Origin of the sequence: Sphingobacterium sp. UBA5996, assembly GCF_002429765.1 — a bacterium.
Taxonomy (GTDB): Bacteria; Bacteroidota; Bacteroidia; order Sphingobacteriales; family Sphingobacteriaceae; genus Sphingobacterium.
The window spans coordinates 87,655-110,421 of record NZ_DJAS01000021.1; the positions used below are offsets into that span (position 1 = coordinate 87,655).

Genomic DNA, 22,767 nt, shown 5'->3' on the forward strand with positions numbered 1-22,767 from the left:
GGCGAAAAATAGGTTCAATCTAACTTTAATTTCTTACTCTAATTTATTTTTCCAAATAGAAATCCCAAGTCGCCTTTGATATAGCTGATATCATCTCTGCATTGGTATCATTGCTTTCTTTAGAATCCGTTACAAAAACACTGATAATAAAATACTTACCATTAGGTAGAAACACTATTCCAATATCATTAAAGGCGGCAGTAATACCTTCGGTGTTCTTGCCTGAATATCCTGTCTTGTGCGCTACCACCGTCCCTTTTGGTAAAGCTCCCTTTAGCCGGTCTTCACCAGTATTTGTGTCTCTCAATGTTTTCCAAATAAAATCATAACTCTGCTGGGATAGTAGATTATTCCCATTAGTATAGAATTTCATCAAAAGTTCACTTGCAGCATGAGGTGTAGTCCAATTTTGAAACATATTTTCCCATTTAGATTGCATCTCTTCTTCGGTATAGTTAATTTCAAAATTATTGATAATATGGTTGTTCTTGAAATAGTCCTCTATTGTTTTTGGTCTGCCTAACAAGCGAATTAGGACATCACAGGCCACGTTATCACTTTGAGAAACAGAATATTGGATTAGTTTTTTAATCGTAAAATCGCCCCCTTTTGGATGTTCGTCTCTAAGCGGGCTCCAAAAGTCAGGAAGAAGTTCTCTTTCCGTAACTTTTATCTTTCTGTTTAAGGACAACTTCCCTTTGTCAATTTCAGCTAGGACTGCAAGAGCAATATGCAGTTTAAAAACACTTTGTAATGGATAATGCTCTTCAGCATTTATTGAAATGCTATCCTGACCATTATTTGCCAAAATGGAAACTCCTACCCTCATATTCTTCGTTGAAATTATTCGCTCAATTTTCTCTTTTAATAGAGTAGTTGCTTTCTGCGCAAAAAGTTGATTCAAATTAGTACATAAAAGAAAAATAGCTATTAAAAAATAACATTTAATATTCTTTTTAAATGTTAAAAGTTGTAGATACGAAGTATGCATTGCCCGAGATTATTAGTTGTCTTTTCTAGATGCAGCTAAAGTTAAAATAAAAAAGATTTTTTAGTGTTATTTGAGATAAGAAAATTATAGTGACGCGATCATAATCAGAAATAGCATAACGATATATGGCTATTTGAGTTTGTTTCAATGCAGTTTTGAAAATTAAAAAGGATTTGAATTTATCAACGAATGATTGTTGGAAAAAAAATATAACATCCCTATCTATATGTTTGCTTATTCAAATATTCTCTTTGTAAAAAGATCTTTCATTTTGTTAAAGTTTTGTTTAGGTTTTTTGCAGATATAAATCGTTTGTAGCACCCATCCTTCATTACTGGCATATGGACTATATAACTTTTTCACTGGAGTGACTTCTTCGAAAAAAGGATGAAAAAACTCTTCACTAGTATCATTGTAACAAATGGCTATCACGGTTTTCGGCATTCGTCCGAATGGCGCCCAACTGTAGAAACTACCGTGGTAGCAAAATGCATTCGGAAGCCCGTATGTAGCCTTCATCAGCTCGATAGCGCCAGCCTGGGAATAATGTTTACCCCAAATGAGACAGTTTAACTGTTCATTTGCAGGCAAACTGTCATAAACGGATTTTAACTCCTGCATAGTACTTTCCCACTTTTGCTTTGTAATATATTCTTGCATAGGAAGAACCTCTTTACCATTTTTCACATTTTTAGGAAGGTATTTGTGAATTGTATCCATATAATGCGCATAAGAATAAATGGGTAGACCAAAAGGAATCAAAATAGTTCCTAGTAATAAAATAAAACCTAATGGAAATAAAAGCCACCTTCTTTGGGGCATAATAACACGCTCAAAAAAAACACCAACAAAGGGCAATAATGTTAGAACAATCGGGAAAAAGTAATAAGCTTTGCCTTTTGAATAAGCTAAAAATAGAATAGATAATATAATTGAAGTCGCTAAGGGCGGGTAGTGGTGTTTCATTTTTTGACCTCCCAAAATAAAAATCAAGGTAGGAATTAGCATAATAGATGTAATCGGGTTTCCGGTCGCTATATGCAGGAGCTCATCTCCTTGAAAAACCTGAATGTATATCAGCAATTATATGAAGTGTCAGTTTGAAGAGACAGAAAAAAAAATTATAATTTTTGTGCTTTTATCCATTAGTTGTTGTGTGGGGTTAACTCTCTTGGCCAAACCTACGCGACATAAGGTTGCGGATCTAAAAATAGAAAAATTCACGCAATAATGTCAGCCGAAACAAAGAACTTCCTTTCTTTTATTAACGCACACTTCGTACATACCGATTCTATTAGAATACCGATTCAATAATTGGAATGAGTTTTCTAGACGTGGATAAGTAAAATACTGTTAGCTTCAGAAAATTAGACCTAGGCGTATAGTTCTATTTCTTAGAAAGCGATCTGCCAGCTTATCCATTACAGCGATATCAACAGTTTTCATCGAGGATTAATCTACGAATGTTGAAGCGAATTTGTTTTGAAGACTCTCAGATTAAAAATAGCGTTTAAATGACTTTTCTTTTTCTAGATAGACTTACTTTTGTCGCAAATTTATCCCATGCAGGATAGTAGAAGAGCAAAATGAAGAAAGAATCACGCATCATATCGCTCATTGTAGGTGGAACATTACTTATGGAGATGCTGGACACCACAGCGATATCAACGGCCTTACCCAAAATGGCACATGATTTTGAGAGTAATGTAGTACATCTCAGCGCGGGCATTACTTCCTACACCGTTATGTTAGCAGTATTTATTCCAATCAGCGGCTGGATAGCTGACCGCTACGGCGCAAAAAAAGTTTTCAATGCTGCAATTATGGGATTCATACTTTCATCGATCGCATGCGGACTAAGTTCCAACCTAACATCGTTCGTCATAGCTCGTATTTGCCAGGGTACAGCCGGTGCACTTATGGTACCAGTTGGTCGTCTTATCGTGCTGAAGCATACAGAAAAGAAAGACCTAGTCGACGCTATCGGGTATATTGCCTGGGCTGGGCTACTAGGACCAATTATCGGACCTGTACTGGGCGGTTTTTTTACTACGTATTTTAGCTGGCACTGGATTTTCTTTATCAACATCCCATTTGGAGTATTTGCCTTGTGGGCAGTTAATAAATATATCCCGATGATGGAATCAGAAAATAGCCGTCCACTTGACATTATCGGATTTTTTATCAGTGGTATTGGCCTAGCGGGAATCATGCTGGGAACCGAAATGATCGGTGCGGCTAAAGATGATTATTTAAAGCCAATTCTAATGATTGTAGTCAGTTTTGTGCTTATGTCAATTGCTGTCTGGCACTCTAAACGGATCAAATACCCTTTAATCGATTACAGCATCTTAAAAGTAAAAACCTTCCGGGTTACTGTCTATTCAGGTTCAATTACGCGTATGGTAATCAATGTGGCTCCATTTATATTACCTCTAATGTTACAGTTGGGCTTTGGTCTTAGTCCATTTCATGCCGGACTACTCTATATGGCCAACATGTTGGGTAGTATGAGTATGAAACCAGTAGCCATGTGGATAACACGAGAATTTGATTTTCGTAAGGTATTAATCGGTAATGGCATTATTTTAACACTTGTAACTGCAGGACTCTCTCTGCTTTCGCTACAAACACCGATTTGGATAGTGGCAATTGTTTTCTTTTTTTCGGGACTTACACGTTCACTTCAATTTACAAGTCTCAACACCTTAGCTTATGCTGACGTGACGAAAGAGCAAATGAGCAATGCGAATACTTTATATAATACAGCTCAACAAATGGCACTTGGTATGGGAATAGCTTTAGGAGCAGTTACTCTTCACCTGGCAAGTAGTCATTACAGGGACACTGTTTATCAAATGCGGGATTTTAGTTTGGCATTACAGCTAATAGCCGCTTTGTCCATGCTATCCTTAATTGAATATTTCAAAATTAAACCGAGCGACGGAAGTAATTTGAGAGGCTTGGTCCAGAAGAAAGAAATTCAGAAAGTCGCTTAGACTATATTCTAGCGTAATGGCTTTACATCTTATTAAGCATTTCAACTAGTAAACTTCGTTTATGTTTCTCGCTGTTACTTCATCACGACCCCTAAAAATGCGCTGAACTATTACTTTAAATAATTGTCTCCCACGTTAATTGGCCATACATTTCGATGCAGTAAACCTAATGTAGATTACGATCGAAAAAAAACTGGCTTTTCACTACCATCCAAAAGAATCGCTATACTTTGAATCTGACCGCTCTCATCACTAAAAAAATTAAACAGAAGGCTACTAGGCTCAATATCCACCACCCCATTTTTATCTACAGACCTCGGATCAAAAACGTCTTAGTGCCGGTGAACAAGAATGATCTTCTCATAACCAAGCTCACAGTAAAGATGATCATCTTGCAGCCTTATGTCAATACTTCATATGCTGGATTTTCAAAAGAACCAGTATAATGGATTAAGGAATTTGAAGGTTTTGTTGATGGAATGTGTAATTTGTTCTTTTGTTTTCTAACATGACTTAAAGAATCTATTTCCGCAATCTTTTCACCATTCCAATCAATTGGCTGCAAACCTAAGAGTATATCAGCTATAGAGTTTCTGACTACAATGGGAACCATAGAGACGCTCTGATTTGTCAATACAACAATCCCCAGCGTATCAGCAGGATAAAGTGCTACGTTTGCAGAGAATCCATTAATATTGCCACCGTGTTCAACTTGATAATGCCCTCTGTAGGATCCAATCATCCAACCTAAGCCATAGTTGGAAAGGAAAACATCTTTATGTTTGTCCGGCAAAGCTACATCCATTACCATTTGTGAGCCTGCAGCCTCTCTTATATATTCCGCAGAGACGATTTCTCTATCACTAAAATATCCATTATTGAGCCAAACCTTAAGCCAGTTAGACATATCAGTTGAAGTGCTGTTAAACACTTGACTCCTGCAACTTCCTAATGACTTCAATAGGAGCAGCACAAAAGAAAAGGAACTGCCCCGCATTTCAATCCAATTGACAAATATGTCAACGGTTTAGGCATAAAATTTGCCACAGCTAAAAAAAAGAAAATATGAAAAGCACAATACTTTTATTGACATCGGCATGGGCGGTGGCTTCATGCACCCAACAGGTAAAAGATAATACCCCGCCGCCAGCTCCACAGGAAAAAACGGTTGAAGAAGGGCCTACAAAAGTTGATACAACAACAAGCTTTGATCTTGCAAGTATCCCCTATTCAGATAGTGACATCGGTGTTTTCCCGTTTTTTACTCCGCCAAAAGGTTACAAAGAGATGAATCAACCCATTAAAAAAGACTTTGATGTTTGCTATTTTGCCGTCAATGGAGTTATGAAACCTTTCGAAGGTAGACTCTATAAAGCAAATATAACAAACGAGCAAGGCACTCAATTTTCACAGCGCTATTTTGAAAAAAGCATGGAGGATTATTTAGCATCTATAGGCGCTGTAAAAGTTTTTGATGGCAACATTACAAGGGAAGAGTATGATCGTTACAATAAACAGGATCCACACAAAGGTGATGAAGGTGACATTGGATATGCTGATGAACAAATCAGGGTTTATGTTATTAGAACGAAAAATCAAGGTAATATATTTATTCAATATACCTGCAACAATGCTGGTGCCAAACTCAATATTCTTCAAGAAAATGATTTCAAACAAACGATAAAAAAAATTACAGCAGATGAAATCACTAAAGATCTCTCTGAAACAGGTAAATCGATTGTTTATATCACATTCGATACGGATAAATCAAGTATTACTACGACAGGGATAGATTTGGTCATTCAGATTGCTGAGGCGCTAAAAAATGATCCATCTCTAAAAATCGCAATCGAAGGGCACACGGACAATGTTGGCGATGTCGCACACAACAAAAAGCTTTCCAGTGATCGTGCGAAAGCTGTAATGGATGCCCTTATTGCTCAGAAAATTGATAAATCCCGGTTATCAGCTAAGGGATACGGTGCAGACCGTCCTTTGGTCGCTAATGATTCAGAAGATAACAGGGCTAAAAATAGACGTGTAGAACTCGTCAAAATTAAATAAAAAAGTATGTAGACACCCCATGATACTTGAGTGTTAAAGTTTCATGGGGTATGAATAAACAATAGGAATTTCTCTATTTCCCTGAATTATTGTCTACAGGAAGTGGATATCCTTTACCTTTCAACGCTGCAATTCTCACTACGATTTCTCTCTGGCCAACTACGCTTCTTGTCACTTGGCCTTTATCTTTTCGGCTTTCTTTATCAGCCGCTCGTTCTTTGGCACTATCACCTGTTGAAGCAGACTCCGGATCGTCAACCCCGGCAATTTTATTACCACGTGCATCCTGATTCATATCTTCTAAACCTTTCATTAAGCTAGTCCGCTCCTGCTCACTGAGTTTCTCTAGCTTGATATTGTATTTATCGAGCACGCGTGTCGCATTTTCGATGGTATTTGTACCACGCTCATAAACATCCCGAAAGATATGCAAACCTCCATCCTGAGCAACAATGGTTTCATATCGAAGTTCAACTAATACAGGTTGCTTTAATTTTACAGTTTCAGTCTTTGTATCCTTTTTTTCGTAATTAGCGATTTTCTCTGCTGATATCGGATTTCCTGCTACTAAGGACAAAAATTTTGCAAAATCCTGCACCTGACCGTCCGTAAGACCAACACAACCATGAGAAGCAAAAGCTCCTAATTTGGATACATCTTTTCCTCCGTGAATCAAAGAAGGCATACCAATGGGAATTTTAATGGGCCCCAGAGGATTTAGTTCACTTCCCGCAGGGACTTTCTCGCCCGGACTCACCTTACCTTTCACCCAAGGCTCATCAGGAGGTGTCCATGTAGGATTAAATATGATATTGGTCGCTTTACGCACGCCCGTAGGCAAGGGAAACTCGGGATATCCAATAGCAATACTGTAGGTCTTAATCAGTTTACCCTGCTGAAATACATCCATTCGAAACGCTGGCCCGTTCACAATAATACGCGTGTCTTCAGGAATCTGATTTGGCTCAATTGGTAGCGTGTTCTCTCCATCAGCATAACGTGCAGTTATAAAATGAAAGAATTGAGCGGCCTTTTGGTTACCAAGTATCTTTACAATTTGAGTCGTCGCCTGTTTTATAGATTCTTTAAAAGATTTACTGGAAGGTTCATCCTCCTCGCTAAGTTTTTCCACAGCTGTACTCGCAGCTACCTTTAAATCATCGATCTGCCTTTGACTGAGTTGCAATTGGGATTTTAAAGAGGACTCAAAATCCTCTTCGTAGAAAAGAGCATTGAGGAGCGCAAGTGTAAAATCGGTATTCTCAGCCTGCTCCTTCATTTTGGAAACTTCTTTCCCTCCCGGCTGATTTTTAGAGTTGCGGTCCCGGCAACCCGTAACAGCAAAGCTTATCACCAATATACTCCATAAAGAGATTCGGATAACATTTTTATAATTAAATAACATAATCATATTTTTAATTTAACTTATCAACAACCTTAACAAGGAAATAGGTCGAACACGTAGAAATATATAATATAAACTTCACCACATACTATCAATTGAAAGCTATGGAAGCCAATTATCATCAAATTATAACGATATTAAGCCACTAACTCAAAGTGACCTGGGTAAGTTTTTACCATGCCGTTTCGGTCAATAAGTATGGCTGAAGCAAATGCTGATTCCAAGTTTTCGTATTGGTATTGATCTTTGGAAATTTTTGTGTATCTTTCTCTAACAGGCTTAATTGATTCATTCAAGATATCGATATAAATAACATTGATATCTTGTGATTCATTGACATTAAGCGCGAGTCTTTTTATTGGTAACGTGTTTGTCAATGGTGTTATAGAGATATCGATATAATTAAAACCTGCAAAATACGGTTCAATCTCTCCATTGATCAGCCAATCAGAACCATTTTTTTTTCCATAAAATTGTTTGAGTTCACCTTGAATGTCGCATCGAATTTCGAAATCCTGTGTATTCCATTGGTTATCTGTGTTAATCAAATAATTTACGATATAGGTATTGCTTTCGTAATTACCTACAATTTCGGAAGCTATTTTGAAACCACTATCCGTTGTGTCAACGGTGCAATGCTCCCAAGATTTGTTGATCAATCCTCTCCATAATAAAATTTTCATAGCTATATAATTTAATTTATCCCACAATAAGCTTTATTGCGATGTTCTTGAAACAATGTTACAGCGTTGATAGTTTCAATTATTTACATTTTAAAATAAAAGTTGGATTACGCTGTAGGTTATTCGTATTTTTTTAAGTCGCTAATACTTTGGATATGATTTTGTTCAGCTTGAGAACGTCGCATCATCAGAGCGTATGCGTTATTAAAACCAAGAGGTTTTAACCAAGTAATGCCAAATCGCTTCTGAAATTCACTCTTTACATAGTTGTAGGTGCCAGCAGGATCTTTGGACACATTGGATATAATTTGTTGCTCCGGTTTAAGTAATACCAAAAGCCCCGTCCCTGTATACTCCACGTAAAGGTCGACTGCATCGTGTATCAGAGCATCAAAGCAAATTTTGGTTCCGCCGAGTCCTGTCTTTGTCTCCACTTTATAATCGGTATACCCTTCAAGGAGAATTTTATAAATGGCAGACAAAATGTATTGTTCCCCAAAAATTTTAGATCCTATCCTGACGGTACCAGCCTGACCTCGGCGCGACGGTCTATAGAGTTTGTTTTGCACCAAAAAGTCCGTGGCAATATTCTCAGGCGTCTGTTTTAGGAAATCCGCCCTATAGTTAAGGCTAACCATTACCGAATCAGTAAACTTCTCTGCCAATAGATTTATTGTCTCTTCCAATTGTGGAAATTTCTTGAGCGTCGCTACCTTTACAATCGGTGCAGCAAAGTAGGGCGGAAAAATCTTTCTATCATCTTCCAAGGCTAGCAAATCATAAGCTTTGACACGACCGTCAGTAGAATATCCGCTAATAAGATCGATATCCTTTTCAAAAGCGGCTTTGTACATAATCGCATCACTAATGATAACGGGCGTTATCTGGAGGCCATAAACACTACGAAGACCTAAGTAACCATCTTGACGTCCCATAAATTCAGCTGTAAAACCAGCTTTAATCTGCTGATCAACACTGTTTGTTCTTATATAGACTATAGCAAGAATAAGAAGGAAGCTGGGCAAAATAGAGATTAGCAAAATTCTGAAATTAGTGAAAGAATTTTGTAGGAATCCAATACCTTTATCTAAAAGTATCGCAATTAAAGCAGCGGGAATAGCGCCCGCTAAGATCATATTGGAGTTATTAAGTGATATACCACCAAAGATAAATTCACCCAATCCGCCGGCGGCAACGAATGATGCTAAGGTTGCGACGCCTACATTGATTACTGCGGCTGTCCGAACCCCCGCGACAATCACCGGCATAGCCAGTGGAAGTTGAACTTTTAATAGTATTTGCCAATCGGTCATACCCACAGCTTTCGCTGATTCCAAGATACTATATCCTATGCTAATGATTCCGGTATAAGTATTTCTAATAATGGGTAAAAGTGCATAAATAAGAAGTGCAACAATAGCTGGAACCGGACCAATACCTAGGATTGGAATAAGAAACCCCAGCAACGCAATACTTGGAACAGTTTGTAAAATCCCTGCAAAACCTAAAATAATAGCAGCAAATTTTTTCTTCCTCGAAATCAATATGCCCAAAGGTACTCCAATAAGAATGGCAAATGTCAAAGATAAAAATGTTAGCTCTAAATGCTGCCACACCTGTATCAATAACTTTTGCTGCTGCTCAAGTACGAATTGCCAAAGAGTTTGCTCCGTCATGCCAATTGGTGTTTTCTATAGGTGTTGAATGCACCTATCATACTTTCATAATCTAGTATGGCATCCCCACGAGCGCTTAATACCTGTAATGCACGCCATAGGTCTGTGTTTTCAGAAAAACCATAGGTATCGATGAAATGATCCAAGGCTATAATCCCTTTTAATTCATGTAGTATCGTTACCTTACACTCCAATAGCAAGCGATTTTCTGAAAAAAAATCAACCACAAATTCATTTGCTGGACTATACAGTAGCTCTTTAGGTGTTCCAATCTGTACAATTTTCCCCTCATCCATCAAGCAGATACGATGACCAAGTTCGAAAGCTTCGGGCACATCATGTGTAACCAATATAATTGTTTTGCTTTGGATTTCTTCCAACAATTTGAATTCTGCGTGGATGTCACTTTTGGTTATGTTATCCAGTGCCGAGAAGGGTTCATCCATCAACAATATTGGTGAATTGGCTATTAACGCCCTTGCTATACCTACGCGCTGTTGTTGGCCTCCGCTCAATTCATGTGGGTAGAGCTTTAACAGATCTTCTCCTAAATTTAATTTGCGTAGAAGCTCAACTGTACGATCCTTAATTTTATTTTTTTTCCAGTTCAGCAGTTCTGGAACCACAGCAATGTTTTTGGCTATGGTATAATGGGGGAAAAGGCCAGCATTCTGCATTACGAAACCAATTTCTCTACGCAAATCTTCCGGCCTCCTTTTGGATATATCTTTACCTCGGATAAAAATCTTACCCTTATCAGGTTCAATCAGCCTATTAATCATTTTTAAAGTAGTGGTTTTACCACAACCACTGGTACCCAAAATAACAAGAAATTCACCATCTCTCACTTCTATTGATATGTGATCAACGGCCGCCTTACCGTTAAATGATTTAGAAACTGAGTCGATCTCGACCATATTATCTGGCTAATCTAATTCCTGTGAACTGCCACTGATGTGCGGTTTGAAAAAAATTTCTGTAAGTCTTGCGGCTATGGCCCTTTGGTGTAGCTATTGAAGCGCCCCTTAACACCATTTGATTAATCATAAATTTGCCATTATATTCACCTACTGCACCCGCCTCTTTTTTAAATTTTGGATAAGGAAGATAAGCCGAACTTGTCCATTCCCAACGTTCTCCCCAACTAATGTGGTCGGCTGCGACTTCCCATTCCGCCTCTGTCGGAAGTCGCATACCTCTCCAAGACGCATACGCAGCAGCTTCATAGAAATTAATATGGCAAACCGCGGCCTCTAAGTCGATATCCGTCAATCCGTTCAGGGTATAATTCATCCACTTACCATCAATCATATGCCAATACAAAGGCGCTTTTGCTTGATGCTTTTTAACCCAATCCCATCCTTCTGCATGCCAAAATTGAAAGTCTAAATATCCCCCAGCTTGTATGAACTCAAGAAACTGCTGATTTGTGACCAAGGTATTCTCAATTTCGAAATCATCTAGGTAGACTTTATGCCGTCCCAGTTCGTTATCAAAACAGAAACCTTGTCCCTCGAATCCAATTTCATAAATTCCAGCCTCAAATCTAACATACTCTCTGTCGTAATTCTTGCATTCGGGTGACGTAATTTCTTTGCTATAGGGAGGAAAAAGAGGATTATGCCCTAATATATATTTTATATCCGTGAGCAGCAATTCTTGGTGTTGCTGTTCGTGATTCAAACCCAAGACAAAGATACCAACAAGATTTTGTGTCAAAAATCCCCCATCCAAAAATTCGATCATATGCTTGTCAACGTATCGGCGGTAATTATAGATGTCTCCTACTGATGGCCTACTGAGATTACCTCGGTCCGTTCGAATCACACGGGAACCTATTGTTTCGTAATAGCTGTTGAAAACAAAGTTGTATTCGTCATCAAAAACTTGATAATTTGGCAAATGAGGAATCAATATAAAGGTTTCAAAAAACCATGTGGTATGCCCAAGATGCCATTTTGGAGGACTAACATCAACTATTGGCTGAACTACATAGTCCTCAATTTCCAACGGTTGGCAGATTTCTTCAGAATAGCCTCTTATAGTAAGATACCTTGCATTTAACACTTCTTTTTGTGGCACTAGGCTAAATGCTGAATTTATATTTTTCATAACCGATTATAATTACGCTACCATCCAAATGGAATCCACAAACCAACCTTTATCATCATCCAAATTTACCAGCAGTTCAAACCCAGCCAAAGAAGAAACACGTTGAATTTCTTCAAGCGAATATTTCTGTGAAATCTCCATGTCAATCAATTCATTTTCCTTAAAAAAAATCGAATCTCCTTTAATATGTACATATTGGTTTGCTAGACTGACCAAAAAGCTTCTACAAGCTCCAGAGATAGGATCATAAGTTTGGTAATGCTGAAAATATTGTGTATCGAAGTTTGCGCCCAGCTCCCTGTTTATTCGGTTAAGTAAATTAATATTGAATGCCGAAGTGATTCCAGATTTATCATTGTATGCAGAGAGAATGGTGTGAGGATTTTTCTTTAAGTCAAAACCAATAATAAATAAATCGCCGGGACTCAATCTACGACGAATTTCAGCACAAAAAAGTTGTGCTTCTTCCATATCCATGTTACCAATGTTTCCCCCTAGAAATAAAACTACTTTTCGACGTTCGGATATTTTCATTGCCTCATTCAGCATCTCAAAATATTCGCCTTTCAAAGGAACAGTGTCTAAGTTTGGAATTTCTTTGGATAATTTTTCACACAATACTTTAAGGATATTCCCTGATATATCTATTGGCATATAAGAATAATCAATATCACTTTTACTAAGATGTCGTAATAAATGACTTGATTTAAGCGCATCACCAGCCCCCAGTTCAATGAGGTCGAAAGCAGAATGATCAGAGTTGATGAGCTCAGCTATCTGCGATGTTCTTGTGCTAAAAATCTCGAGTTCACAGTCTGTCAGATAATATTCCGGCATCTGCATAATGTCCTGAAAAAGCCGGTCGCCGATAGGATCATAAAAATATTTTGAATATAATTTCTTGGGATAAGTATTTAAACCCTCTATCACGTCCTTATGAAAATTACCTTCATAATTTTCTATCTCTCTGACGACACTATCAACTTGTAGACTCATAACTCGCTAAATTTTACTATCGTTTCTTACGGAAAGATAACATTCAAACCGAAAGAATAGTTTCGTAATTGTCTCTGCTTTTATTTTATCAAAAAAGAAACAGTAGTAAATTATAGAACTGACAATAGAATTAACCAATAATTCACTTTCTATTATTCTAAAAAATGTAAGGCCTTCTTACTATTGGATAGTCTTTTCTTTAATAATTAATATATTTGAGGTATGAATATTGAACAGATCACACAACCTTTCCTTAAAAGATTTCCTGGCGATTTTTCCAATAGCCCTTTACCGAGAGCTACGCCAAAAGTATTATTTGCCACGACTGAAACAGCAGGATTTGAAAAACCCGAACTAATTGCTTTTAATGAGGCTCTTTCGAAGGAAATAGGTCTTGGAGAATTTGAAGAAAAAGATCTTAACTTTCTTGTGGGCTCTCAACTACCCCAAAATATTCAGACGTATGCGACAGCTTACGCAGGGCACCAATTTGGTAATTGGGCCGGTCAACTCGGTGACGGAAGAGCAATTTTCGCAGGAGAAATCATCAATCTTAAGGGCAAAAAAACGGAAATCCAATGGAAAGGTGCTGGTGAGACGCCATACTCAAGACGTGCAGACGGAAGGGCAGTATTAAGATCCTCTGTACGCGAGTACCTGATGAGTGAAGCTATGCATCACTTGTGTGTCCCTACAACGAGGGCATTAAGCCTTTCCTTTACCGGAGAAGATGTAATACGGGATATTATGTATAACGGAAATCCACAATACGAAAAAGGGGCGGTAGTTGTAAGAACCGCAGACACATTCCTTCGTTTTGGCCATTTTGAATTCCTATTTGCTCAAGGCGAACACAAGTTATTACAAGATCTGCTTGATTTTACTATTGATAATTACTTCCCCACTATAGTTTCCTCTACCCCTCATAAATATAAAGATTTTTTTGAAACTGTATGTAGAGCCACAGCAGACCTAATAGTAGAATGGTTGAGAGTCGGTTTTGTACATGGCGTAATGAATACAGATAACATGTCTATTTTGGGCTTGACGATCGATTATGGCCCTTATGCAATGATGGATGAATATAATTTAAATTTCACACCAAACACTACCGATCTGCCAGGAAGGCGATATGCATTCGGTAAACAGGCACAGATCGGACAGTGGAATTTATGGAAACTAGCAAATGCCCTCCACCCCGTCATCAATGATGAAAAATTTCTTGAAAATTCGTTAAGAAATTTTGGAGTCTATTTTTCGGAGGCCAATAGCAAAATGCTTTGCAGAAAATTTGGATTTAATGAACTCAGAAAAGAAGACGAAGTGTTTTTCACAAACTGGCAAAGCTTGATACAGGACCTTAAAATGGATCATACCTTATTCTTCAATCAATTGGAAAAAATAACAACGGATACTGATGTTAAAAATCATTTCAGTCCGATTACATACACTGCTCTAAATGAAGAAAAGCTCAAAAGACTAAAAGATTTCATTGACCAGTACCGATGCCGGTTGCGTTTAAATTCAATTTCAAAAGTAGAGTCACTAGAATTAATGAGAGAAACAAATCCGAAATTCATACTAAGAAACTATTTGCTTTACCAATGTATTGAAGAGATCAGTAACGGAAAGACAGGAATGTTATTAAAACTAACCCAAGCTTTAGAAAAACCATATGAAGAATTGTTTCCAGAATTTTCAGTTAAGCGTCCACCCATCTACGACAATATCGCAGGATGTTCTACACTCTCATGCAGCTCGTAACAATAAACAAATCTGCCATTAAATTCTGATAATCTATTGATTATCAGAATTTAACACAAGAACCCCCATTCCTTTAAGTTACTAAATGTAACCTTCAAAAGCTGATATCTAAGCCAAAACTGATGTATCTTGGCAATAGTCTGTATTCAGTGCTAGAATTGTACAAATCAGTCAGCTCAACATTTCTAAAAAACTGCGTATTAAAAATATTTTTTGCTATAATGTTAAATCTCGTCCTATGCTTTCTCATTTCATACGATAAAGTGAAATCCGAAAAATGATAGATCTTGGATTTCTGACCGATTAAACTTCCAAAGCGATAAGATTCATTTTTTAGATTGCAATGAATGTTTTTCGACATGCTGAAAAATACATTCAGGAACCCCCGGCTATTATTTAGTATAAGTTTACCTTCTGTTCGATAGTTAACGTGCTGAAGGGTATACCCCATATAGATATTCAATTTAGAATTCCACGCGCTTCTAAACGATAGTCCATAATCATAACTTGCTGCACGGATTCGACGGCTGCCCACTCCTTCTACAAGGTTTGCATAATCTGTAGCATTCATTCCCAGATCTAACCGAAAATTTCCATGTACAGCTCTCAGATAATAATTAAAGTCGCCCTTAAAATAGCTGCTTTTTTTATCCTTAAGTAACACCTGTTGAACAAGGCTGAAATTCGGATCTAGTCTGCTTGATATACCCACATAATCAAACAAAATTTGATGTCCGGCAGAGAAATTGGCAAAAAAACGATCTGTCAGACTACCATAAGTATATGTTAGCGATGCACCTGAACTACTTAGAGCAGCAAGATTATCCATTCCCCGGATAAAATTACGTACACCTGTTGTATAGTAATTGGGAACTAGTTGAGTGCTTGTAGCATTCTGTTGCTGAAAATAAAAGTCTGCTTCCAATCGCCCTTTTTCATGAAGCCCCCATTTACCCGACAATCCAGGAGAAAGCACTACGTTATTTTTACTTTTTGATTTTCCAAAATCTATCAATATGTTTTGTACCATACCAACCTCCAAACGTGGCGTTAATTCCCATAGACCTCGTTTAAAAGTATATTTGGTATTAATGTTAGTCTGAAAAACGTTAAAATCCATTGCATTAGAAAATCCCGAAGGAGAGGATACTGAATCACCTAAACCTGTTGGATTAGACAGCAATTTCAATTCGGTGTTGAGCTGCTGTTGTTGATAATCCATATTGAAGGCTAGTTGAAAAAAATCGCCATTACTTCTACGGCTTACATAATGAGTGGTGGCACCTATGTACATTAAATTATTCGCAATGTGCTGTTGCACCGCATAGATGTCTTTAACTCCAAAGAGGTCTTCATAATAAAATTTATTAATATTATAATCTATTGGCGTCTGCTGCTTAATCCAGCGTAATGAGCTAACTAGTACGTCACGATTAGAAAATTTGTGACTATAACTTATATTTTGGTTGGTGACGTAACCATTGCTTTTGGTCCTTTCCTCACTTTGGACACCATTGAATACTAATGTACCGATATCATTTTTCCCAAGGGAACCAAGCGAACCTGTATAGGTGAATATCGCATGCTTATTGGGCTCAAATTGAAGGTCCACTTTCGTGAAGTAATTATCAATTTTTCTCTTAAACTGGTGATCTTCGGTATTGGTAAATTGATTATTCTGCACACGATAGTTTTGCACCGTATTTCGATAAAATGTCTTTTTGGTAGAATTTGCAAAGCCGAGCAATTTAATCTTTAACTGCGCAGTTGGATTTAAAATGGTATTTAACGAAAGTAACTTATCATTATTGAAATTGGTCCGCTTGTAATCAAATCCAGGAAGATTTGGAGTATTGTCTATCAAGGTAGGTGCCGTTATTCCCATACCGATCTGGCCCGGTTCATCAGGCGATCCAGATTGAATCAGGTAATTAATACTGCTGACGGCATCAAATCCATTGTTATTGGCGGCTCCCAATAGATAATACTTGTTCTTTTTTCCGAAGTTCATCAAATTGGCATTAGCCTGATAATATTTGGGACCAATTGGGACTATCTGAGCATCTAAAGACGCCATCCACTGCGCCTTACTATCCTCTTCCAATTCCAAATTTAGCGCAATCTTGTCCGAATTTTCAATACCTTTAAGTTGTTTGTTATGAGAATATCGCTGCAATATCTGAATTTTTTTTAGGGGCCTAACAGACATACTCTGCGTTAGCAAACGGTAGCCTTTTTCAAAAAAATCGTCTCCCTCAACCATTACTTTTTGCACTTCCTTATCTCCTATTTTGATGCTTCCGTCAGTCCCGACCTGAATACCCGGAATCTTCTTAAGTAAATCCTCTACGGTTCGTTCGTCCCCCTGCAAAAAGGATTTGACCGCAAGCTCGATGGTATCTTTGCCTAGACGGTAAGGGCGTTTGGAATGAACTATTACTTCTTGCAATCGCTCTACACCTCCAGCCGATAGTTGGACATCGACCAACGTATCTGCTTCCACCGCCATGATAGGAAGCGAGACGGGCTTAAAGCTGAGTGCAGTGAACAGTAAAGAGAATGATCCACTCTGCACAGTTTGCAAACGATATTTTCCTTGCCCGTCACTGAACGTATATGCCAACATTTTGTTGTCGCCATCACCCCGTAGTTCAATACGGACTCCCCCCACAGCTTTTCCGGCAGCCCTGATAGTACCATGGATAGCGACCTGAGCATGGGCTGCTATAGCAAATAGTAAAATACTGAATAAGGTCGCTATCTGCTTATTGATGTTCCCATTCATACACTTGTTCTACACTGCCTCTAACTTTTTGCTTGTCTACGCTAACACCCTCCATCATTGGCATTTTACTATATAGCATACGCATATGCTCTTCATTAAATTGGTCTTCTTTCTTGACAAACTCTTCAAGACTCAATTTACTTAAGGAATGTATATACTTATCATCAATTGGAATACTTCCATTATAAGGGTAGTTGACCCCCTTTAGATACCAGTAGTTCGGATTAGCACTTTCATTATATAGCATAACAATAAGTCCAGGTAGACCGCCAAACTTCGATGGCCCTACAGGTACGGGAATAGCATTTGTATAATAAGCTACGAGGGTCGTTCCCCGATAAGATGCTGTTGCCTTGTGGCATACATAGTTACCCAAAGTATCAACATCGCTATATGCTGTGTTCCATACTAATACCGGAAATTTGTCAGTCACCAAATAATTGACCCCTTGAATGGAGCGGGTTTCCAACTGTTGGTTAGCATTATTTTGATGCATTACGACCCTATTAAACCTCTTGCCAGAACCAATTGTGATAGAAAATGAAGGTGCTACTTCATCGTCCACATCATTATCAAGTACTTGCATCTGCTGCGGAGTTGAATCCCGAACAGCGATCTTCACCATTCCATCATAATAAACATTTTCCTTAAAAGTAGCCATTGCTGATGGTATGTATTCATAAACGGCGTGAAGCCGCTGCGCAAACGAGAACCTGGAAAGGAATAGAACGAAAAAAAATATATAATATTTTTGCATGATAATTTGTATTTTAAATAACGTGCCTAAGCACCGCTTTTATTTTCGTAAAAAATTGAATAAAATGTTGTTTGACTTCAAACAAGTCGTGCATTACTAAAAGAAGATCGCTCAACCCCTAGTTGAAGAAAAGTCATTTGTGAAGTCTGTGCCACACAAATGAAAATTACAAATACTGTAAACGCTAACTTTAAAAATTGTAACGTGAGGATACCGCATTCGCTTTCGTGGTTTCCTATGTAACATCAACCGTATTTTTGGCGATATGATCACTAGATATTTTCAAATTTGAATTTCCTTCGACTACGATTGCAAATGTCCTAGCCGATCTAGCAAATTTTAACATGACAAAAGCCAGCTTACTTATCATTAATTTTTTCATTGTTTTTAATTTTATTTGTTAAACCATATTATGCTTTCGTGGCATAATCTTGAATATGACTATAAAAATAAAGACACAATCGATGATTGAAATGATGATTAAATATCTGTACCCGATCACTTAGAATTCGTAGCTGATCAGTTACTATTCGATCTAGGCAATATCCCCACCCTAATTATAAGTGTGAAAGCTATTTCAACGGATTCGGTCGTCAGCTCAACAAGTAGGTGAAACGACTCTCAAAAAAGCAAAAAAAGAATATCAGCCGTTAATGGGAAATCGTAGAAATATGAACTCGGAAAAAATAAAAAGATCGTTTAATTGGTCAACGTAAAATTGCGCGCGCATACCTGGAGGTAATCAGGTTTATGAAGCTCGTTCTAATAACTCTACTGCGTCAATATACCTAGGCAAAGTAAAACCAGTTCGCAGTATACTTGATATAAGATATAAAGGGCATATCCAATCCTATCTATTCGGGCTGGATAATTACATAATGTATAAATTTAAATTCGGTTTTTATGGTCGTACGAATCCGATTGATCGCCTCAGTAATATCTTCAGTATTCAAGTGATCCTTAAAATCGATAATAAGCATTAATATAACATCCTCGGGAGACTGGTAAGTAGATAAAATGTTTTTGGTTTTTATCACACAAACGTCTTGTTCCACCAGACTGGCAATTTCATTTCTTGTTTCAGAAGCAATGCCTTCGCCCATGAGTAAGCTCCTGCTTTCCCTAGCAAGGATAAAGGAAACGAAAACCAATAGTAAACCGACAATTATAGATGCCAATCCGTCCAATTCAGGAATCTGCAGTGCATGACTTAAGGCCATCAGAATCATGACGGTAATAAGACCCGCCACCGCTGCTCCATCCTCAAAAACGACAAGAAAACTTGAAGGGTCTTTACTTTTGATCATAGCTTTCCACCAGCCCATGCCATTCCGGGTCTTATTAAATTCTTTCATCGCAATGATAAAGGAAGTCCCCTCAAAAATAAGTGAAAGGATTAAAACAACGTAATTCCAAAAAGGATTCTTCATCAGTTCCGGATTCCGTATATGAATAACACCCTGATAAATAGACAACGCTCCCCCCAAACCGAATATCAGAATAGAAACGACAAAAGACCAAAAGTAAAGCTCCTTTCCATACCCAAAGGGATGGGACTGATCCGGTGCCTTTTTACTACGTTTTAGTCCATATAATATCAATATCTGATTCACAGTATCGACTGTTGAATGAATACCTTCCGAGATCATGGAAGAACTGTTTGTAAAAGATCCTGCTAGAAATTTGGTGAGTGCTATTAGAAGATTTGCAACAAGAGCACTATAAATCGACTTTTTATTATTGTTCATTTTTCATAACTTTTTAAACAATCTTATCTCATGCTGTGACGATATGCTCCTTTTTGCTATAGTCATATTTAGTATTTGCATTCTTATGTTTTTCGAGCGCGAAGACCATATGTTTTCTTGGAATTACTATAGTAACCTTTCGGCATTAATTTCCATCATTAAAAACTGATCAGCTATAAGGATTAAACAGCAATGTACATGGGTTGGTTTCGGAATCTAGCGATTTATCATGTTTTATTAATTCGTTGATAAACATTCGTGTCGTATTTTTTTGATCGGCCATGGAACTTGACAATCAATAAACTTTAAAAAAAACGCCACATCCAAGACCAATCATTCCAGGCCGATGTCATTAATTAAGCAAATCTCCATAGAAGACACAGTTAAAAGCGTAAAGGTTTCATATAATATGATCTCCTGACGCGAGCTACTTGGCTTTCAAGAGCCTACAAAATATTAGTATTCATCATTTTTGTGAACGAATTTTACTTTGACTACTATTTACCCAGAAATCTAAAATCAAAAAAAGAATACTTTTGACATTAGCAACTTAAATTTGGGCTTTACTTACTTTTGCCGACCTAACAGTCAATCTATCGAATTGCTATTCAATTTCCCTATATAAAGCATTTCGAGACAACGCATTAACTTTCAAGCTTCATATCAAATCATTATCACTTAAATTGTACTGCCAACGATATGTATATCTGATCACATATAACTAATCGTTATAACTCTGGAAACTAACACTCTTTGCATTTTTAACCTTAAAAGAGCAATAAATAGTAATTCAAACTATTTTAACAATTAAGCAAGAAGCTGCGATATCCCAGAGTAAGCTTATGCATTTTATTTTAGATAACCATAATGATTTTATTTAACTTTAGTATTAGAATAAGACACATCAAGTTTTAGCCTAAAATAGGATCAATTGCGACGCATTTACAATGATTCAATTTACAAAGAACTGATATTTAAAAAATCTTATTAAACCTAAGAAAATAAGACTACTTAAAGTTTGCTAAATGGAAATCACTACTACAGAAATCAGAAAAAAACTTCAGCTAGATGTCTGCTGGATGATATTTGTCATCACACTCTTTACATTTACCGGAATCGCTCATGGCGCTAATTTAAAAGTTACCAATAAAATTCACCATACTGTTAAGATAGTTTATTTTTTTGGTGCCGATTCAAGGCTGTCTTCTAGTTGGAAAAATCGTATCGACCGAACCTTAAAAGATATCTCAGCCTTCTATAAAACTGAGCTTGAAAATGCTGGTTATGATAATGATGGTATTCCATTTGAGAAGGACAATTTGGGCTACAAGTACTACGTGGTCCAGGGATCGAAACCCTCAAATGATTATACCATATATTCAGGTAATGAAATAGAAAATGAGATTTTCGAAAAATTGCCGCCTACTATCACATCAAGTAAAGAACATATACTTGTTATTACAGCTTTAAGCGAGAAAGATGAAAATGATACCTACATCTTCCATTCGCCTTACTATGGCAGGGGATCGGCCACCTCCGGCTTGTGCATGGTTGCAGACTGTGATCTTCTAGACCCGCTGCTACTCGCTGACGCAACTACTAAAATAACTTTCACAGAGATGTTCGCTACAAATAGAGCATGTTCTGTTGGAGAGTTCAATAGTTGGTACCTCGGAGGTATAGCCCATGAAATGGGACATCTATTCGGATTACCACATGATAATGGTTTTAAAAATGAATTCAGTTTAAAAACAATATCTATAATGGGAGAATACGGTAGTCGACACTATAAAGTGGAAAAATGGGGCGGTGAAAAATCAGCTAAATTTTCACATGCTTCCCTATTACAATTAAGTCGGCATCCCCTATTTACTCAAAGACCAAAACCGCTGCTCAATAGAAACGAGTTTCTATTGCAATCTTTTAAATTATACCAAAATGAAAAGACAACAAAAATAAAGCTACATTACCATTCAGGAACAAAACCATATGCCGTTATTGCCTTAATCCGTCCTTACGATATGTCGGAGTATTTAAGCAACAGCTTTACGTCGGTAGGCAATCAAAGCGATGATACAGAGATTGAAATAGCTCCATTTGAGGGCAATGCACCACATGAAATAAGAATGTTGTTTATATTCGCAAATGGATCAGTTAAAGAATACCGAAAAATGGTTACTCAAGGTGAAGGGGGGCATTTTTTCACAGTTAATAACTTCGGTCAGACGAGTATCAATGACTTGATCAGGGCAGTTGAAAATGACAGCAAAGATAGTCAAAGACAGGTTAAGTTAGGCATCTTAAATCAGTTGTTACAAGACAGCAAGCCAATCAACCTTAAAACCACCCAAAAGGATAGTGTATTTCTTTCTGATGCAGCATGGAAAGAAGCTTCAGTTGGTTGGGAAAATCCTGCTCGGAATTATTACACGGCCGAATCCAACAGCTTATTTTTTTTAGAAAGTATGGGCAACCTATATCGAAAAGGTTTTTACGCCCATACTCCATCCCTATATGCATATAAGCTTTCAAAAAAGTGGCGGAATTTAAAAATCATAGCAGCATTGCGCGATGGTGCTCAAAAACCAGAGGGTATTAAATTTATTATCCGGGGAAATGGGAAAACCCTTTCTTCTTATAACGTCAGACCTAATCAACAGCATCTTTTTGAGATAGATATCACAAATATTAACGATCTTGAGCTTCTCACACAAGATCCAGCCGGAAACAACTTTAATGCCTGGTCAATTTGGTGCAACCCATTGCTAACTAAATAAAAATAGCAGC

General features: G+C 37.5%; 16 protein-coding genes. 4 read left to right on the plus strand and 12 right to left on the minus strand.

Translation table 11 applies throughout. The features are described from left to right. Positions 1-43: 43 nt before the first annotated feature. Both bla and B3E00_RS15335 read right to left on the minus strand, forming a co-directional pair. Complete coding sequence (gene bla, locus B3E00_RS15330) at positions 44-991, minus strand: class A beta-lactamase, subclass A2 (RefSeq protein ID WP_293939161.1); 948 nt, start codon at positions 989-991, stop codon at positions 44-46. Between the two features lie 234 nt (positions 992-1,225). Further along, positions 1,226-1,984 (minus strand): hypothetical protein, encoded by a 759-nt coding sequence (locus tag B3E00_RS15335; RefSeq protein ID WP_293939163.1) that lies wholly within the window; start codon positions 1,982-1,984, stop codon positions 1,226-1,228. Positions 1,985-2,577: 593 nt separating this feature from the next. Between B3E00_RS15335 and B3E00_RS15340 the strand changes: the two genes are divergently transcribed. Next, complete coding sequence (locus B3E00_RS15340) at positions 2,578-3,990, plus strand: DHA2 family efflux MFS transporter permease subunit (RefSeq protein ID WP_293939164.1); 1,413 nt, start codon at positions 2,578-2,580, stop codon at positions 3,988-3,990. A 400-nt stretch (positions 3,991-4,390) separates the two neighbouring features. Here B3E00_RS15340 and B3E00_RS15345 read toward each other — a convergent pair whose 3' ends face one another. Then, complete coding sequence (locus B3E00_RS15345; protein WP_293939165.1) at positions 4,391-4,987, minus strand: serine hydrolase domain-containing protein; 597 nt, start codon at positions 4,985-4,987, stop codon at positions 4,391-4,393. 68 nt (positions 4,988-5,055) lie between these two features. Here B3E00_RS15345 and B3E00_RS15350 point away from each other — a divergent pair, with 68 nt between their 5' ends. Beyond that, a complete protein-coding gene (locus B3E00_RS15350; RefSeq protein WP_209575429.1) occupies positions 5,056-6,054 on the plus strand; it encodes an OmpA family protein in 999 nt (332 codons plus the stop codon). Between the two features lie 73 nt (positions 6,055-6,127). Here the strand turns inward: B3E00_RS15350 and B3E00_RS15355 are convergent, their stop codons facing one another. The 6 genes from B3E00_RS15355 to B3E00_RS15380 form a co-directional block, all read right to left on the minus strand. Further along, a complete protein-coding gene (locus B3E00_RS15355; RefSeq protein WP_209575431.1) occupies positions 6,128-7,459 on the minus strand; it encodes a L,D-transpeptidase in 1,332 nt (443 codons plus the stop codon). A gap of 137 nt (positions 7,460-7,596) precedes the next feature. After that, positions 7,597-8,142, minus strand: coding sequence for a putative glycolipid-binding domain-containing protein (locus tag B3E00_RS15360; protein WP_209575433.1), 546 nt, complete (start codon positions 8,140-8,142; stop codon positions 7,597-7,599). A gap of 119 nt (positions 8,143-8,261) precedes the next feature. Further along, positions 8,262-9,818 carry an ABC transporter permease/substrate-binding protein gene (locus B3E00_RS15365; RefSeq protein ID WP_293939168.1) on the minus strand — a complete coding sequence of 519 codons (1,557 nt, stop codon included), beginning with the start codon at positions 9,816-9,818 and terminating at the stop codon, positions 8,262-8,264. Then, complete coding sequence (locus B3E00_RS15370; protein ID WP_293939170.1) at positions 9,815-10,735, minus strand: ABC transporter ATP-binding protein; 921 nt, start codon at positions 10,733-10,735, stop codon at positions 9,815-9,817. Before B3E00_RS15370 ends, B3E00_RS15365 begins: the two co-directional genes overlap by 4 nt. Position 10,736: 1 nt before the next feature. Further along, complete coding sequence (gene egtB / locus B3E00_RS15375; protein WP_293939172.1) at positions 10,737-11,930, minus strand: ergothioneine biosynthesis protein EgtB; 1,194 nt, start codon at positions 11,928-11,930, stop codon at positions 10,737-10,739. 12 nt (positions 11,931-11,942) lie between these two features. Beyond that, positions 11,943-12,926: an L-histidine N(alpha)-methyltransferase gene (locus tag B3E00_RS15380; protein ID WP_293888363.1), complete on the minus strand. Its 984-nt coding sequence runs from the start codon at positions 12,924-12,926 to the stop codon at positions 11,943-11,945. A gap of 222 nt (positions 12,927-13,148) precedes the next feature. On the opposite strand from B3E00_RS15380, the gene B3E00_RS15385 reads away from it, so the two are divergent. Further along, positions 13,149-14,690 (plus strand): protein adenylyltransferase SelO, encoded by a 1,542-nt coding sequence (locus B3E00_RS15385; protein ID WP_293939174.1) that lies wholly within the window; start codon positions 13,149-13,151, stop codon positions 14,688-14,690. A gap of 94 nt (positions 14,691-14,784) precedes the next feature. On the opposite strand, the gene B3E00_RS15390 is transcribed toward B3E00_RS15385, so the two are convergent. The 3 genes from B3E00_RS15390 to B3E00_RS15400 form a co-directional block, all read right to left on the minus strand. Further along, a complete protein-coding gene (locus B3E00_RS15390; protein WP_293939175.1) occupies positions 14,785-17,475 on the minus strand; it encodes a TonB-dependent receptor in 2,691 nt (896 codons plus the stop codon). Further along, positions 17,456-18,232, minus strand: coding sequence for a GLPGLI family protein (locus B3E00_RS15395; protein WP_293939176.1), 777 nt, complete (start codon positions 18,230-18,232; stop codon positions 17,456-17,458). The genes B3E00_RS15390 and B3E00_RS15395 overlap by 20 nt, the downstream gene beginning before the upstream one ends. A gap of 854 nt (positions 18,233-19,086) precedes the next feature. After that, complete coding sequence (locus B3E00_RS15400; protein WP_209575448.1) at positions 19,087-19,980, minus strand: cation diffusion facilitator family transporter; 894 nt, start codon at positions 19,978-19,980, stop codon at positions 19,087-19,089. Positions 19,981-21,005: 1,025 nt separating this feature from the next. On the opposite strand from B3E00_RS15400, the gene B3E00_RS15405 reads away from it, so the two are divergent. Next, a complete protein-coding gene (locus tag B3E00_RS15405; RefSeq protein WP_293939178.1) occupies positions 21,006-22,757 on the plus strand; it encodes an NPCBM/NEW2 domain-containing protein in 1,752 nt (583 codons plus the stop codon). Positions 22,758-22,767: the final 10 nt, after the last annotated feature.